Source organism: Streptomyces sp. NPDC006529 (assembly GCF_040611795.1).
In the GTDB taxonomy this organism is placed as follows: domain Bacteria; phylum Actinomycetota; class Actinomycetes; order Streptomycetales; family Streptomycetaceae; genus Streptomyces.
In genome coordinates this window covers 1-14,281 of the sequence record NZ_JBEXPB010000030.1, presented here as the reverse complement: position 1 = coordinate 14,281, position 14,281 = coordinate 1, and the positions used below count along the sequence as shown (strand labels likewise).

General features: G+C 75.7%; 13 protein-coding genes and 1 riboswitch. Of the genes, 4 read left to right on the top strand and 9 right to left on the bottom strand.

Going from position 1 to position 14,281, the window contains the following annotated elements:
* The first annotated feature begins 234 nt into the window (after window positions 1-234).
* Window positions 235-480, top strand: a riboswitch (cyclic di-AMP (ydaO/yuaA leader).
* A gap of 4 nt (window positions 481-484) precedes the next feature.
* The gene (locus ABZY31_RS20785) at window positions 485-1,267 is read left to right on the top strand and encodes a LysM peptidoglycan-binding domain-containing protein (RefSeq protein ID WP_356412469.1); all 783 of its coding nucleotides are present in this window, start codon (window positions 485-487) and stop codon (window positions 1,265-1,267) included.
* 49 nt (window positions 1,268-1,316) lie between these two features.
* Here the strand turns inward: ABZY31_RS20785 and ABZY31_RS20780 are convergent, their stop codons facing one another.
* Window positions 1,317-2,960, bottom strand: a complete 1,644-nt coding sequence (locus ABZY31_RS20780) for a glycoside hydrolase family 20 protein (RefSeq protein WP_356412568.1) — start codon at window positions 2,958-2,960, stop codon at window positions 1,317-1,319.
* A 42-nt stretch (window positions 2,961-3,002) separates the two neighbouring features.
* Window positions 3,003-4,220 carry an MFS transporter gene (locus ABZY31_RS20775; RefSeq protein ID WP_356412467.1) on the bottom strand — a complete coding sequence of 406 codons (1,218 nt, stop codon included), beginning with the start codon at window positions 4,218-4,220 and terminating at the stop codon, window positions 3,003-3,005.
* A gap of 206 nt (window positions 4,221-4,426) precedes the next feature.
* Here ABZY31_RS20775 and ABZY31_RS20770 point away from each other — a divergent pair, with 206 nt between their 5' ends.
* On the top strand, window positions 4,427-4,882 hold the full coding sequence (locus ABZY31_RS20770) for a MarR family transcriptional regulator (RefSeq protein WP_356412465.1): 456 nt from the start codon (window positions 4,427-4,429) through the stop codon (window positions 4,880-4,882).
* Here the strand turns inward: ABZY31_RS20770 and ABZY31_RS20765 are convergent.
* From ABZY31_RS20765 to ABZY31_RS20750, 4 genes are all read right to left on the bottom strand, one after another.
* The gene (locus tag ABZY31_RS20765) at window positions 4,860-5,687 is read right to left on the bottom strand and encodes a hypothetical protein (protein ID WP_356412463.1); all 828 of its coding nucleotides are present in this window, start codon (window positions 5,685-5,687) and stop codon (window positions 4,860-4,862) included. The genes ABZY31_RS20770 and ABZY31_RS20765 overlap by 23 nt on opposite strands.
* Window positions 5,684-6,427, bottom strand: a complete 744-nt coding sequence (locus tag ABZY31_RS20760; RefSeq protein WP_356412461.1) for a SigE family RNA polymerase sigma factor — start codon at window positions 6,425-6,427, stop codon at window positions 5,684-5,686. Before ABZY31_RS20760 ends, ABZY31_RS20765 begins: the two co-directional genes overlap by 4 nt.
* A 28-nt stretch (window positions 6,428-6,455) precedes the next feature.
* Entirely contained in the window at window positions 6,456-6,932 is a 477-nt protein-coding gene (locus ABZY31_RS20755) for an LAETG motif-containing sortase-dependent surface protein (protein ID WP_356412459.1), read from the bottom strand.
* Between the two features lie 153 nt (window positions 6,933-7,085).
* On the bottom strand, window positions 7,086-8,723 hold the full coding sequence (locus ABZY31_RS20750) for a PLP-dependent aminotransferase family protein (RefSeq protein WP_356412457.1): 1,638 nt from the start codon (window positions 8,721-8,723) through the stop codon (window positions 7,086-7,088).
* Between the two features lie 29 nt (window positions 8,724-8,752).
* On the opposite strand from ABZY31_RS20750, the gene ABZY31_RS20745 reads away from it, so the two are divergent.
* Both ABZY31_RS20745 and ABZY31_RS20740 read left to right on the top strand, forming a co-directional pair.
* Window positions 8,753-9,733, top strand: a complete 981-nt coding sequence (locus ABZY31_RS20745) for an EamA family transporter (RefSeq protein WP_356412455.1) — start codon at window positions 8,753-8,755, stop codon at window positions 9,731-9,733.
* A 16-nt stretch (window positions 9,734-9,749) separates the two neighbouring features.
* Window positions 9,750-10,532, top strand: a complete 783-nt coding sequence (locus ABZY31_RS20740) for a crotonase/enoyl-CoA hydratase family protein (RefSeq protein WP_356412453.1) — start codon at window positions 9,750-9,752, stop codon at window positions 10,530-10,532.
* A gap of 21 nt (window positions 10,533-10,553) precedes the next feature.
* Here ABZY31_RS20740 and ABZY31_RS20735 read toward each other — a convergent pair whose 3' ends face one another.
* The 3 genes from ABZY31_RS20735 to ABZY31_RS20725 all read right to left on the bottom strand — a co-directional run bounded on the left by ABZY31_RS20735 (window position 10,554) and on the right by ABZY31_RS20725 (window position 14,056).
* Window positions 10,554-11,159: a response regulator transcription factor gene (locus ABZY31_RS20735; protein ID WP_356412451.1), complete on the bottom strand. Its 606-nt coding sequence runs from the start codon at window positions 11,157-11,159 to the stop codon at window positions 10,554-10,556.
* Between the two features lie 10 nt (window positions 11,160-11,169).
* Complete coding sequence (locus tag ABZY31_RS20730; protein ID WP_356412449.1) at window positions 11,170-12,300, bottom strand: sensor histidine kinase; 1,131 nt, start codon at window positions 12,298-12,300, stop codon at window positions 11,170-11,172.
* 148 nt (window positions 12,301-12,448) lie between these two features.
* Window positions 12,449-14,056 (bottom strand): peptide-N4-asparagine amidase, encoded by a 1,608-nt coding sequence (locus ABZY31_RS20725; RefSeq protein WP_356412566.1) that lies wholly within the window; start codon window positions 14,054-14,056, stop codon window positions 12,449-12,451.
* Window positions 14,057-14,281 lie beyond the last annotated feature (225 nt).

The following is a 14,281-nucleotide window of genomic DNA, read 5'->3' as shown; positions in this document are numbered from 1 at the left end:
TGCCCTTGAATGCGGAACGGGCGCTCCGGCGGTGATGTGAGTCACGCGGAACAGGCCGGACCGCCGCCACCCATAAAAGATCCGGAAGTCTCAATTCCGGGCCCAGCAATGAAATTCGGGATCCATGACCCGTACGGGTGTGACGCATTCCGCGGACCGGTACCGATAAGACGATCACCACGCGGAATTCGCCCCTTGTTCCCGCCCTCCCTCTTCGTTTACGGTCACCGCAATCCAGGTGGAACGCCGAATCCTGCCGCCACCCGGAAACCCATCCCACTTCACGTACGGCAGGAGCGGGGGAACCAGGTAGGCCGCCGGTCCGGATCATGAATCCGGACCGGCTCGGGGTGAAGTCGCACCACCGGCACGCACGCCTTCGTCATGCCCGAGGCATGTCCGGAACACGCGTGCCGCGGTGCGGCCGGACAGCTCCCGTCCGAACCCGACAGCTCACCTCGCAGGCGACGGAGAGGAATGCGCCATGTCCGCATCGGGCAAGCACCGCCGTCCCAAGAACAGCCGGGTGGCCCGTCTGGTCGCCGTCGCGGGCACCGGCGGTTTCGCCCTCGCCCTCCCGCTGATCAGCGCCTCCGGGGCGGAGGCCGCTCAGCCGGCCGCGGCCGCCAAGGCGCCCACCGCTTCCACGGCCGCGACGAAGGCCGCCGCGCCCACGGTCTATTCCGTGGTGCCCGGCGACACCCTTTCCAAGATCGCGCAAACGCATTCCGTGAGCGGCGGCTGGAAGAAGCTGTACGCGGACAACCGCTCGGTGATCGGCAGCGACCCGTCCGTCATCCGCCCGGGAACCAAGCTGACGATCGGCGGGGCCGCAAAGGCGAGTTCGGGATCGGCCAAGGCCACCGCCACGACCCTGGTCGCCAAGCGCAATACCACGGCCGCGCCCGCCCGCGCCGACCGTTCCGCACGGCCCACCACCCTGTACGCCAACAACCTCGACGGGTGGATCCGCCAGTCGCTGGAGATCATGGCCCAGCACGGAATTCCCGGAACCTACGACGGAATTCACCGCAACGTGCTGCGCGAGTCCTCGGGCAACCCGCTCGCCATCAACAACTGGGACTCCAACGCGGCCGCGGGCATTCCCTCGAAGGGCCTCCTCCAGGTCATCGACCCCACCTTCAGGGCCTACCACGTGCCCGGCACGTCGTCCGACTCCTACGACCCGGTCGCGAACATCACCGCCGCCTGCAACTACGCGGCCGCCCGCTACGGTTCGATCGACAACGTCAACGGCGCCTACTGAGCGGACCCCGGGCGGAGCACGCCGCGCGGGCCGGTCCCGGGATCCCGCTTCACCTCAGGCGGTCGGCCAGCGCGGTGAACTGACTCCACGTCGGCCCGGGCGGCCGCGGGTCCCAGACCTTCTGGGCGAGGGCGGCCAGCGGCAGCCGGATCCCGGCGGCGACCTGCGCCTGGGTCTGCGATCCGGCCAGGTCGCACCAGACGGCGAGCCGGGCGCCCAGGATCCGGTCGGCGTAGCGGGCGGGCACGGCCTCGGTGCCGCGCAGCACGAGCGGGGTCCACTGTTCGTAGATCCGCCGGCCGGTCGGGTAGGTGAAGTCGTTGGGCTCGCCGAGGACGTAGTACAGGTACTCGTCGTTGAGGTTGACCACGGGCCGGCCCTCGCGCAGGTACTCCAGGGGCGGGCGGGCGCCGATCTCCTTGCCCGTCCAGTACTCCACCTCGACGTCCCGCGCGGCGGTGGCCGCGCCCCCGGTGAAGAAGCCGTCGTTCCACGCCTTGGGCTGCCGGCCGGCGGCGCGGACCACGGCCGCGCGGTCGTTCAGCCAGCCGGTGGCCAGGTCGAAGACGCGCGCCCCGGCGCCGTACCGATTCCGGGCGGCCGCCGCGAGCTGCGGGAAGGAGGCCTGCGGGTCCTTGACGACCAGCGCCTGGTACTCGTCGGCGCCGACGTGCCAGCGCGCGCCGGGGAAGAGCGGCAGGTATTCGCGCAGCAGTTCGTCGACGAGCCGCGCGGACGCCGGGTCGGAGATGTCCACGGCGCCCTTGACGGCCCGCCCGGCCGCGTCGCGCAGCTGGAGGGCGGGGTGGGCGCGCAGGACGGCGCCCAGGTGTCCGGGCGAGTCGATCTCGGGGACGACCTCGATGTGCAGGCTCCGGGCGAGGGCCACGATGGCGCGCACCTCGGCCTGGCTGAGGTGCGGGTCGGAGACGATCTCGGGGTGGCTGACGGAAGCGATGCGGAAGGCCTGGTCGTCGGAGAAGTGCAGGCCCAGCTGGTTGAGCTTGAGGTCGGCCATCTCGCGCAGCCGGTCCTCGATCCACGGCGCGGTGAAGTTCTTGCGGGCTATGTCGAGGTTCAGGCCGCGCTGCGGGCGGTCCGGCGCGTCCTTGACCGTTCCCTCGCCGATGGATCCGGCGCCGCGGACGGCCTGTTCGAGGGTGCGCGTGCCGTAGAAGACCCCGGCGTCGTCGGGCCCGGTGATGCGGACGCCGCCGCCCCGCACCGTGAGGGTGTAGGACTCCGGGGCGGCCTTGGCGCCGCTCGCGGGGGCCTTGTCGAGAGCGAGTTCCACGTCGCCGGGCCGGAGCGGGCCGCCGTCCTCGGCGTAGCCCAGCTCCAGGTCGCGGGCGAGCATCTTCCCCTCGTCGCCGAGGGCGGCCGCGTCGGCGCGGGCGACGACGACCCGTGCCTGCGGGGCGGGCTTCCAGCCGGGGCCGCGCGCCGCTTCGAAGGTGCGGACGGCCGGGATCGTCCGCGGCGCGGTGGACAGGGGGTAGCTGCGGCTCGGTGAGGGGGCGCGGGCGCTGGACGCCGACGGGTCGGGGCTGCCCGGGACGGCCGGTGAGCTGGCGGCCGCGGGGCCGTCCGTACGGCCGCTCGCGGGGGCCGACGTACAGCCTCCGGCCGCGAGCGTGGCCGCCGCGACGGCCACGGCCGTCGCGGCGGTGCGTATCTTCCCGGTTCGCCCCATGGTCACCTCACATCCCCCACCAAGCTCCCACCGGGCGGCGCACTACGCGACTCGGAGCGGTGCTTCCTCGCGCTCGCCGGCGGCGCCGCCCGCCGCGACCAGCCGGCCGGCCCGGGCGGTGCGCCGCTCCAGGGCGCCGGAGACGAGGGCGAGGACCAGCGCGGAGGCGGCGAGGGCGGCGCCGACCCAGTTGGGGGCGGTCCAGCCCAGGCCGCCCGCGATGACGAGCCCGCCGAGCCAGGCGGCGAGGGCGTTGCCGAGGTTGAAGGCGCCGATGTTCACGGCGGAGGCCAGGGTGGGGGCGCCCGCGGCCTGGTCGAGCACCCGCTTCTGGAGCGGCGGCACCGTGGCGAAGCCGAGGGCGCCGATCAGGAAGATGGTGAGCGCGGCGGCGGCCTTGTGGTGGGCGGTCACGGTGAACAGGGCCAGGACGAGCGCCAGCGCGCCCAGCGTCGCGTAGAGCATCGGCATCAGGCGGCGGTCGGCGAACCGGCCGCCGAGCAGGTTCCCGCCCACCATGCCGAGCCCGAAGAGGACGAGCAGCCAGGTGACGGAGGTGTCGGCGTAGCCCGCGACGTGCGTCATCATCGGGGTGATGTAGGTGATCGCGGCGAAGACCCCGCCGAAGCCGAGCACGGTCATCGCCATGGCGAGCAGCACCTGGACGTTGCGGAAGGCGGCCAGCTCGTGCCGCAACCGGACGCCCTCGGGGCGCGGCAGGTCGGGGACGAGCCGGGCGATCCCCAGCAGGCCGAGGACGCCGAGACCGGCCACGATGACGAAGGTGACCCGCCAGCCGAGGTGCTGGCCGACCAGGGTGCCGAGCGGGACGCCGACGACGTTGGCGACGGTGAGCCCGGTGAACATCATCGCGATCGCGCCCGCCTTCTTCTCCGGGGCGACCAGTTCCGCGGCGACGACGGCGCCGATGCCGAAGAACGCGCCGTGGGCGAGGGAGGCGAGCACCCGGCCGGCGAGCATGACCCCGAAGGCGGGAGCGAGGGCGGAGAGCAGGTTGCCCGCGACGAAGAGGCCCATGAGCAGCATCAGCATGCGCTTGCGGGGCACGCGGGTGCCGAGGACGGTCATCAGCGGCGCGCCGAGGACGACCCCGAGGGCGTACCCGGTGACCAGGAATCCGGCGGTGGGGATCGAGACGCCGTAACCGGCGGCGACCTCGGGCAGCAGGCCCATGATCACGAACTCGGTGGTGCCGATCCCGAAGGCCCCGATGGCGAGGGCGAGCAGGGCGAGTGGCATGAGGAGAAACCCTTCGGCGGTGCACTGTGTGTGGGGGGAGGCGCGGCACGCAGCCACCCGGGGAGCCCGGGACGAAGCCGTTGCCGCAGCGCCTTACGAGCGTCCACATTAATTGCACACGCGGGATAGTTGCAAGCGCGGGCTATCGCGGATGTGTCCTATCCTGAAGGGGTGCGCGTGTCCCGCGCGTGACGCGAGGAGGACCCATGACCGCCACGGACGGCGCCCCGACCGCCCTCTCCCAGGGCTGGTGCGCCCTCTCCCTGCTGCACGGCAGGATCGAGACCCACATCGAACGGGCCCTCCAGGCGGGCCACGGGCTCAGCGTCCGCGAGTACTCGCTCCTCGACGTCCTCAGCCGCCAGCACAACGGGCCCGGCGGGCACCTGCGCATGCACCAGGTCGCCGACTCGGTGGTGCTCAGCCAGAGCGCGACCACGCGCCTGGTCACCCGCCTCGAAGACCGCGGACTGCTCAGCCGCTACCTCTGCGACACGGACCGCCGGGGCATCTACACCGACGTCACCGAGGCGGGGCTGGCCCTGCTGGCGGCCGCCCGGCCGACGAATGACACCGCGCTGCGCGAGGCCCTGGACGCGGCCGCCGCGCACCCGGACCTCGCGCCGCTGGTCGCGGCCGTCACCGGCCCGGCGGCGCGCTGAGACTCGGGGACGTGGAGCCCTGCGGGGTGGGGGAACCGGAGCCGGAGGGGACCGATCCGGGGCCGCCGGCCGTGGCGGGCGGGCGGGACGGCTGGTTCGACGGGGTGCTCCGGGAGGCCGACGGGGTCCGGGGCGCCGCGGTGGACGCGCCGGCGGACGGACTCGCCGAGGGGGCGACCGAGGGCTCCGGGGACCGCTCCACCCCTTCGGGCGAAGGGGTCGGCCGCGGTGACGCGGGCAGCGGGGGCGGGGACGCGGGGGGCACGGGACGCGGGCTCTGATCGGGCGCGAGGGCGACGTACCCGACCGCGACCGCCGCGGCCGCGGCCAGCCCGGCCAGCGGCAGCGCGAACCGGCGCAGCGGCAGGGACGGCAGCCGCCGCAGGTGCGGGCCGGGGGGATCGGCGGGCCGCAGCCCGCGCACGGTGACCTGCTCGGCGCGCGCCGACAGCGCCGCCCGCAGCCGCCGCTCGACGGGCCGCTCGCCGTCCCGGCCCTCTCCTCCGTCCCCGTCGTCCCCACCGCCGCCGAAGCCGCCGGAGCCGGAGTCGGAGCCGGGCACGATCCCGTACGGTCCGCTCGTTCGGGCGGCGGGGCCGGGGGCGAAGGCGTGGCCGGGGCGGCCGGCGCCGGTGGCGGGACGGGCGGTGCCCGCGTCGAACGCGCCGCCGTCGAACGCACCGCTCTCGAACGCGCCGTTGCCCGACGCGCCGTCGCGGAACGCCGCGCCGTCGGTGCGGCCGGAGCCGTCGGAGCCGGCGGGGGTGGAGGCCCGGGGCAGGGGGAACGGGGTGGGGGTGGTCATATCCGGCCTTCCAGGATGCGCTCCAGCGCGTCCAGGGCGCGGCTCGCGGTCGACTTCACCGCGCCCCGGCTGATCCCGAGGGTGGCTGCTATCTCCGCCTCGCTCAGGTCGGCCCAGTACCGCAGCACGAGCACCTCGCGGCGGCGCGGGGTCAAGTGGCCGAGGGCGGCCAGTACTTCGCGGTGTTCCTCGTCGAGGACCACGTACTCCTCTGCGGACGGTACGTCGGCCTCGGCCGGCGGGGTCCAGGCGCGGACCGTGCGCCGGCGCCGCAGTACGGAACGGGCCGTGTTGACCACGGCCGTCCGGAGGTAGCCGAGGGCGTTGTCTATCTCGGTGATGTGCTCGCCGTGGCGCCGGTACAGGGCCGTGAAGGCGTCCTGGACCACGTCCTCGGCGGTGGCCGGATCGTCCACGAGGAGCACGGCCAGGCGGACCATCCGCAGCCGGTGCGCGTGGTACAGCTCGGTGACCGTGGGCGGCCGCTCGAAGGCATCGCCGTCGGCGCCGGTGAACCCGTCGGCGAACGGGGCCGCGTAGGCACCCGCGGACGCCCTCGGCGGGCGGGCCCGGCCCGCCACCGCCCGCCCCCGGCCGGCCTCGTCGCGGACGAGCCACCCGGCCGGCCCGCGCAGGGCACGCAGGGCGCGCAGGAAGCGGGCGCCCCGCCCCGCCCGGCCGGAGCCGGGCAGGACGAGGCGTACGTGTGGTGCGGGCCGCAGCGCGGCGGGGTACGGCATGAGCAGGGCGTTCCTCGGGTGGAGCACGTCAGTGGCCGGCGCGGCGCCGTACGGCGTACAGGGTGCCGCCGCCCGCGATGAGCAGCGCCGCGGCGCCCGCGCCCAGGGCGATGGTGGCCGGGTTCCCGCCAGTATGCGCGAGCTCCGGAGCGGTGGGCGCGGAGGGTGCGGCGGAGGGCTGCTGCACGCCGGCGGAAGCGGACGGAGCGGAGCCCGGGACCGCCACCGACGGGGAGGAGCTGGGCTCCGCGGGGCCGGGGGTGGCCGGGCCGCTCGGACGGACGCTGGGGGAGCTGCTCGGGGTGGCGGTGGAACCGGCGCCCGCGCCGGCGCTCGGGGCGACGCTCGGCGCAGCGCTGGACGAGGGCGTGGCCACACCGGCGGCGTACGCGGGGGCGGCCAGGGAAACCAGAGCCCCCGCGGCGGCGACGGCGAGGGCCGCGCGGCGCACGGCCGGGGCGAGGGGACGTGCGGCGGAGCCGGAAGCGTGCTTGACGATCTTCAAGGTGGTTCTCCACGGTCGGACGGAGGGCGCGGAATTTCGCCCTTCACCCCCGCACGACGCGCGACCCCCGCCGAGGTTGCCGGGGTGCGCGAAAAACTTTTCCCGGGTCTTCCGTCGCAGGCTGCAGGGGTACGAGGCAGCTCCCGGCGGCGGTCAGGAGCCGGGTGAGGCGACGCGGCGCAGGGCGGTCCCCAGTACGGCGATCCCCTCCTCGATCTCGCTCGCGGGGCCCGCCGCGTAGCCCAGCACCAGACCGGGCGGACCGGGCAGCAGCCGGTGCCAGGACAGCGGATGCGCCTTGACCCCCGCGTCCAGCGCGGCGGCGGCGAGGTCGGTGTCCGAGAACCGGACGTCGGCGCCGCCCCCTCCCCGGGGCGCGCCCGGACCCCCGAAGGTGACCGTCAGGTGCAGTCCGGCCGCGGCGCCGTGCACCCGCGCCCCCGGCAGGTGCGCGCCGATGGCCCGCAGCATCGCGTCACGGCGCGCGCGGTGGCGCCGGCGGACGAACCGCAGGTGGCGTTCCAGCTCCCCCGACGCCATGAGGTGGGCCAGGACGAGCTGGGGAAGGACCGCGTTGCCGAGGTCGGCGTTGCGCTTGGCGGTGACGACGGCCTCGTGGAGGCGCGGCGGGACGAGGAGCCAGCCCACCCGGAGCGCGGGGGCGAGGAGCTTGGAGACGCTGCCCGCGTAGCAGACCCGTTCGGCCAGCAGCGAGCGCAGCGCGGGGACGGGGGCGCGGTCGTAGCGGTGCTCGGCGTCGTAGTCGTCCTCGATGATCAGCCCGTCCTCCTCGGCGGCCCAGCCCAGCAGGGCACGGCGGCGCTCGCCGTCCAGCACCACCCCGGTCGGGAACTGGTGGGCCGGGGTCAGCAGGACCGCCTTCGCGCCGGTGGCCCGCAGGGCGTCCACGCGCAGGCCGCCCTCGTCCACCGGCACGGGGACGGTGGTGAGCCCGCCGTACTCCAGTTGCTGCCGGGTCCCGAGCGAGCCGGGGTCCTCCACGGCGATCCGGTCCACCGCCCGCGCCCGGAGCACGGCCCCGAGCAGGCCCAGCGCCTGGGCCACCCCCGCTACGACGACCACCTCGCCGGGGTCGGCCCTGATCCCCCGGCTGCGGGCGAGCCAGTCGGCGACCGCGGTCCGCAGGGCCGGGGCGCCCCGGGCATCCCCGTAGCCGAAGCCGGACGGCGGCAGGCTTCCCAGGACGGCGCGCTCGGCCCGCAGCCAGGCGGCGCGCGGGAAGGCCGCGAGGTCGGGGACGCCGGGCGAGAGGTCGATCCGGCAGGGGGCGGCCCGGAGCGCGTCGACCGCCCCCGCCCGCGCCCCGGAGCCGAACAGGGCCCGCGCCGCCGCGCCCGGTGCCTGCCCCCGGGCCTCGGCGGCGGCCGTGCCCGGCGCGGATCCGGGCGGCGGCGGGGCGGCCACGACCGTGGTGCCGAGGCGGCCCCGGCCCGCCACCTGACCGGCCTCGGCGAGGCGCTGGTAGGCCTCGGTCACGACGCCGCGCGCGACGCGCAGCTCCTCGGCCAGCACCCGGCTCGCCGGGAGGCGGCTGCCCACGGGCAGGCGGCCGTCCGCGATCGCCGCGCGGAGACGGTCGGCCAGCCATGCGGTGCGGCCGCCCGGCGGCGCCTGGCCGATGTCGAGCTGGAGGAAGTCGGAGCCGAGGGCGGAGGGGACGGAGGGGAAGGAGGGAGCGGATGAGGCCGAGGGAACGGAGCCCAGGGGCGCCACCGGGTCTGCGTCCCCGGTTTTGGACCTCTGGATCTCGGTGTCTTTGGACCTGCTCATGGGTCCATTGTCGGCACACAGTGGACACCATGACCACCACCTCCCGCCCGGCCCCGGCCGTCCTCCCTTCCCCCACCGGTCCTCCTGCCGGCGCCCGCTCCGCCGTCCGCTCGCTCGGCCCGGGCGTGCTCGGCATGGCGCTGGTCGGCACCAGCGTCAACGTCTCCGCCACACTCACCGACGCGCCCCTCTTCACCGCCCAGGCCGTCCGCTACGCCGCCGCCTCCCTGATCCTGCTGGCGCTGGCGCGGGCGGCCGGGGTGCGGCTGGTGCGGCCGCGCGGGCGGGAGTGGCTGTGGCTGGCCGGGATCGCGGCCACCGGGCTGGTCGTGTTCAACATCGCCGTCGTGCGCGGGGTCGCGCACGCGGAACCCGCCGTCATCGCCGTGGCGGTGGCCTGCGTACCCGTCCTCCTCGGGGTGATCGGTCCGGTGCTGGAACGCCAACGGCCGAGCCGCCGGGTCCTGTTGGCCGCGCCGGTCGTGGTGGCGGGAGCGGTGCTCGTGGAGGGGACGGGGCGGACCGACGCGGCCGGAGTGGCGTGGGCGGCGCTCGCGCTGGCCTGCGAGGCCGGGTTCACCCTGCTGGCGGTGCCGGTGCTGCGGCGGCACGGCGCATGGGGCGTGTCCGTGCACTCGGTGTGGCTCGGCGCGGTGATGTTCCTGGTCCTCGCGGCGGCCACGGAACCGGCGTCCTCCGCGGCCGCCCTGGGACCCCGGCAGTGGGCGGCCGTCGGGTACCTGGCCCTGCTGGTCACGGCCGCGGCCTTCGTGCTCTGGTACTCGACGGTGGCCGCCGTCGGCGCCGGACGGGCCGGGTTGCTGACCGGCGTGGCCCCGCTCGCGGCCGCGGCCGGCGGCGCGGTCACGGGCGGCGGCCCGCCGGGAGCGGCCGTGTGGGCCGGGCTGGCGGTGGTGCTCGTCGGCCTGGCGCTCGGCCTGCGTCCGGCGGGCGGGCCCGTACCGCGGTCCGCGCCGGACTCGGCACAATGGGCCCCTTCGGGCGGCTGAGCCAAAGGGGTGCACGGTGGAGGACGCGAACGCAGCGGTACGGATCGAACGCGACGGGCCCGTCTTCACGGTGGTCCTCTCGCGGCCCGGGGCCCGCAACGCCGTGGACGGGCCCACCGCCGAGCGGCTGGCCGCGGCCTTCCGCACCTTCGAGGCGGATCCGGACGCCGCGGTCGCGGTGCTGTGGGGCGAGGGCGGTACCTTCTGCGCGGGCGCCGACCTCAAGGCCATCGGCACCGGACGCGGCAACCGGGCCGAGGCCGAGGGGGACGGACCGATGGGTCCCACTCGGATGCGGCTGAGCAAGCCCGTGATCGCGGCGGTCGCCGGGCACGCGGTGGCGGGCGGGCTGGAACTGGCCCTCTGGGCGGACCTGCGGGTCGCCGAGGAGGACGCGGTCTTCGGCGTGTTCTGCCGCCGCTGGGGCGTGCCCCTGATCGACGGCGGTACGGTCCGCCTCCCCCGGCTGATCGGCGAGAGCCGGGCGATGGACCTGATCCTCACCGGACGCGCCGTACCGGCGGCCGAGGCGCACGCCATCGGGCTCGTCAACCGCCTGGTTCCGGCGGGCCGTTCACGCGAGGCGGCGGAATCCCTCGCCCGCGAGATCGCCGCGTTCCCGCAGCTGTGCCTGCGGCACGACCGGCTGTCGGTGCTGGAGCAGCACGGCCTTCCCGAACCGGAAGCCCTCGCCGGGGAGTTCCGCCACGGCCTCGTTCCGCTGACCACCGGCGAAACCCTCGCCGGCGCGGCCCGCTTCACCGGGGGCGCGGGCCGTCACGGCTCGTTCGGCGCCTGAACCGCGGTCGCGGCAGGGTAGTTACAGCCAGCCCTGGCGGCGGGCGGCGCGGACGGCTTCCATGCGGTTGCGGGTGCCGGTCTTTCCGATGGCCGCGGACAGGTAGTTGCGCACCGTCGACTCCGACAGGTGCAGCCTCGCCGCGATGTCGGAGACGGTCGCGCCGTCGGCGGCCGCGGTCAGGACGTCGCGTTCGCGCGGAGTCAGCGGGTTCGGGCCCGCGCTCAGGGCGGCCGCGGCGAGCGCGGGGTCGACGACCGTCTCCCCCGCCAGCACCCGCCGGATCGCGGCGGCCAGCTCCTCCACGGGGCCGTCCTTGACGAGGAAGCCGCCGGCCCCCGCCTCCATCGCCCGGCGCAGGTAGCCGGGGCGGGCGAAGGTGGTCAGGATCAGCACCCGGGTGCCGGGGCAGCGGGTGCGCAGTTCGGCGGCGGCGTCGAGGCCGCTGAGACCGGGGAGTTCGATGTCGAGGAGGGCCACGTCGGGCCGGGCGGCCAGGGCCGCGGGCAGGATCTCGTTACCGGCCGCGACCTGGGCCACGACCTCGATGTCCTCCTCCAGCCCGAGCAGCAGCGCCAGGGCGCCCCGCATCATCCCCTGGTCCTCGGCCAGCAAGACCTTGATCATCGCGTCCTCCTCAGCCCGTGCTCTCGTCGACCGGGAGTTCGGCGACGACCCGGAACCCCCCGCGCGGCTGCGGACCGCTGCGCAGGGTCCCGCCCGCCGCCGCGAGGCGCTCGGCCAGTCCGGTGAGCCCGCTGCCGGGCGCCGCCGAGCCTACGCCGCCCCCGTCGTCCGCGATCACCACGCGGGCCCGTTCCGCGCCGCCGGTCACCTCGATCGAGCAGTGCGCCGCGCCGCTGTGCCGGACCGCGTTGGTGACCGACTCGCGGACCACCCAGCCCAGCAGGGCCTCGGCCCGCGGGGTCAGCGGCGGCCCGGACCGGTGGACGGCGGGCTCGATCCCGGCCGCGGTGAGCGCGGCGCGGGCCCGGTCCAGCTCCTCCGCCAGGCTCGACTCGCGGTAACCGGTGACGGCCTCCCGGATCTCCACGAGCGCCTGCCGTCCGATCGACTCGATGTCCACGATCTGCGCCACGGCCGCGTCCATGTCGCGCGGGGCGATCCGGCGGGCCGCCTCGGACTTCACCACGATCACCGACAGGGTGTGCCCGAGCAGGTCGTGCAGGTCCCGGGAGAAGCGCAGCCGCTCCTGCTCCACCGCGCCGCGCGCCAGCTCCTGCCGGGTCTCGCGCAGCTCGGCCACGGTCTCGGACAGGGCGAGGATCGCGGCGGTCACCATCCCGGAGAGGAAGGTGCCGTAGAGGATGCCGCTGACCCCGCCCCACCCCTCGTGCCGCCAGGCGACCGCGCCGGCCACCAGGCTGAGGCCGAGCATCACCGGGGTGACGCGGCGGCCGCGGACCACCGCCCCGGTGGCCAGACCCAGCAGCGGGAAGAAGAGCAGCCAGTTGCCGCCGTAGGCGAGGGCCAGGGCGAGGGTCACCGCGCCCAGCGCGGCCAGGCTGATCCGGGTGCTCAAGGCCTCCCGTTTGCGGGGGACGAAGGCGCGGAACACCACGCTGATGTAGAGGGAGTTGAACACCAGCACGCCCAGGGCGCCGATCCACGGCTGCGGTGTCCGCCCCTGGAAGAGGTTGGACACCGCGCCCATGCCCATGAGCAGCCAGGGCAGCAGGGTGAAGCCGTTCGGCGCGCCCATCGGGCCGCGTTCGCAGTCGGTGGCGGGCGGGGCTGTCGTCGTCATGCCCCCCACCGTAGGGACCGGGGCCGCCCCGGCGGCAGAGCCGCCCGTACGCACCCGGGCGGTACGAATGTCACGGCCGCCCGGCGCCTCCCCCGCGTGGGGAGGCGGACCCGGGCGCGGGGAGGCGGCCCGGGCCCGCGGTGGCGGGTCAGCAGCGGCGCAGGTCCTGGGTGAGGGTCCCCTGGACGCTGGTCACCGTGCGGTCGTAGCAGCCGCCGGAACCGGTGAGCCGGTAGCGCTCGCTGCTGGTGCCGACCGCGTGGCGCTGTTCGCGCGGCACGCCGGCCGTGTAGGAGGCGTCGCCGGTGTAGCGGTCGTCCAGCCGGGACCAGGACAGCCGGGCGGCGTCGTCGCGCACGGCGGCCGTGTCGGCCCGGTCGCCGAGGGAGATGACGGTGCGCAGCCGCCCGTCGGCGCCGAGGGTGGTCTCGCCGTTCATGCCGTAGGCGCGCCGGGTGCTGGTGGTGGTGCGGCCGCTGGTGACGCTCTCGTCGTCCGACCAGTCGGCGACGAGGGCGTCCTGGTTCTCCCCGTCGGTCCAGCGGTGGACGGAGGTGTTGGCCAGGGTGCGGCTGATGGTGGTCGTGACGCGGCCGTGCGAGGTGTTCAGGTATCCGCTGACGGTGAGCCGGTGTCCGGCCGTGGTGTCGACGCGGTGCTGCGGACCCGGCGTGTAGACGCTGGAGTTGGCCGGTTCGCTCTGCTCGCTACGGGTCAGCGCGCCGGTGACGACCTGGCGGCCCGGGTCCTGCCAGAGCAGCACGTTCGCGGGCGTGCTCCAGCCGCTCTGCCCGGCGGGCACTCCGGCGACGGAGACCTCCACGCGGTGCGCGCGGCCGTCGTTGAGGAGGCCGGCGAAGGGGGTGAGGTCGTAGACGACGGGCTGCACGTCGAAGGCGCGGGGCGCGGGGGTGACGTACCAGAGGAAGGGGTTCGACCAGCCGCCGGTCCACACGGTGGGGAACGGGGCCGCGATGCCCGCGAGTTGGCCGTCCACGGCGATGCGGATCTCGCGGTAGGGCCCTTCGGCCGCCTTGCAGGAGTACGGGGCGGCGTCCGGGGTGGCCAGGTACCAGAATTCCTCGCAGCCGCCGCCCGATCCGGTGGCGTAGACCTCGGCCAGGATCCGCTCGGTGTTGCGCGGGGTGGTCAGCGTCGGGGAGGTGAGCGGGAGGACCCGGTCGGGGACCTCGGCGGCCGGGCGGCCCCGGCCGTGCTCGGCGGCGTAGAAGGTGAGCGTCACCTTGACGTCGATGACCCCGGTGTAGGTGTCGTCGACGACGTTGCCGATGAGCATCTCGACCGGCTGCGCGGCGCGCAGGGTGGGGCTGTAGCGGGTGACGTCCTTCTCCACGGACCAGGCGATGCCGTCGGGCGAGGGCTCGGGGGTGGAGGTGCGCAGGATCTCGACGCCGCCGACGGAGAGATGGCCGAGCCGGTCGAACTGGCGCCCCTTGACCTTGCCGTCGAGGCGGAGCACCACCTTGCTCCAGGAGGCGCCGCAGCCGGCGGGGGGCGCGTAACTCCCCCGGTACGGCGTGAAGTCGCGGAACTGGGCCTCGACGAGGGTGACTTCGCAGGAGCGCGTGGCCGGTTTCGCGACGGGCGGGGCGGCGGTGAGCGGATCGTGCCAGTCGCTGCCGAACTCGGCGGGCGGGGTGGCGGCCGCCCGGGCCACCGGAGCCGGGGTGGCCGGTGCGGCGGCGGCCGGGGTGGCGGCATCCGGCGCGGCGGCGGCCGGACCCGCGCCGGTCAGCGCGGTCGCGGCGAGCACGAGGGCGCCGAGCGCGCCCGCGATCGTGTGTCGTCTCATGACCGCGAAGTCAAGCCCGCGCCGGGCCGGTGCCGCCAGGCCCGCAACGCCCCGCTGGCGCATTCCCGCCGGTCGCCTGGCGGCGGGCCCGCGGCTGGGAGGGCGCGAGTTGCGGCCGGGGCCCGGAGCCGAGCGGCGGCGGGAACCGGCCGAGGCCGAGGCCCGCCG

Bases quoted from the DNA above. Each gene is read 5' to 3' on its own strand.
- ABZY31_RS20785 (WP_356412469.1), top strand. From the start codon at position 485: ATGTCCGCATCGGGCAAGCACCGCCGTCCCAAGAACAGCCGGGTGGCC.
- ABZY31_RS20780 (WP_356412568.1), bottom strand. From the start codon at position 2,960: ATGGGGCGAACCGGGAAGATACGCACCGCCGCGACGGCCGTGGCCGTC.
- ABZY31_RS20775 (WP_356412467.1), bottom strand. From the start codon at position 4,220: ATGCCACTCGCCCTGCTCGCCCTCGCCATCGGGGCCTTCGGGATCGGC.
- ABZY31_RS20770 (WP_356412465.1), top strand. From the start codon at position 4,427: ATGACCGCCACGGACGGCGCCCCGACCGCCCTCTCCCAGGGCTGGTGC.
- ABZY31_RS20765 (WP_356412463.1), bottom strand. From the start codon at position 5,687: ATGACCACCCCCACCCCGTTCCCCCTGCCCCGGGCCTCCACCCCCGCC.
- ABZY31_RS20760 (WP_356412461.1), bottom strand. From the start codon at position 6,427: ATGCCGTACCCCGCCGCGCTGCGGCCCGCACCACACGTACGCCTCGTC.
- ABZY31_RS20750 (WP_356412457.1), bottom strand. From the start codon at position 8,723: ATGAGCAGGTCCAAAGACACCGAGATCCAGAGGTCCAAAACCGGGGAC.
- ABZY31_RS20745 (WP_356412455.1), top strand. From the start codon at position 8,753: ATGACCACCACCTCCCGCCCGGCCCCGGCCGTCCTCCCTTCCCCCACC.
- ABZY31_RS20735 (WP_356412451.1), bottom strand. From the start codon at position 11,159: ATGATCAAGGTCTTGCTGGCCGAGGACCAGGGGATGATGCGGGGCGCC.
- ABZY31_RS20730 (WP_356412449.1), bottom strand. From the start codon at position 12,300: ATGACGACGACAGCCCCGCCCGCCACCGACTGCGAACGCGGCCCGATG.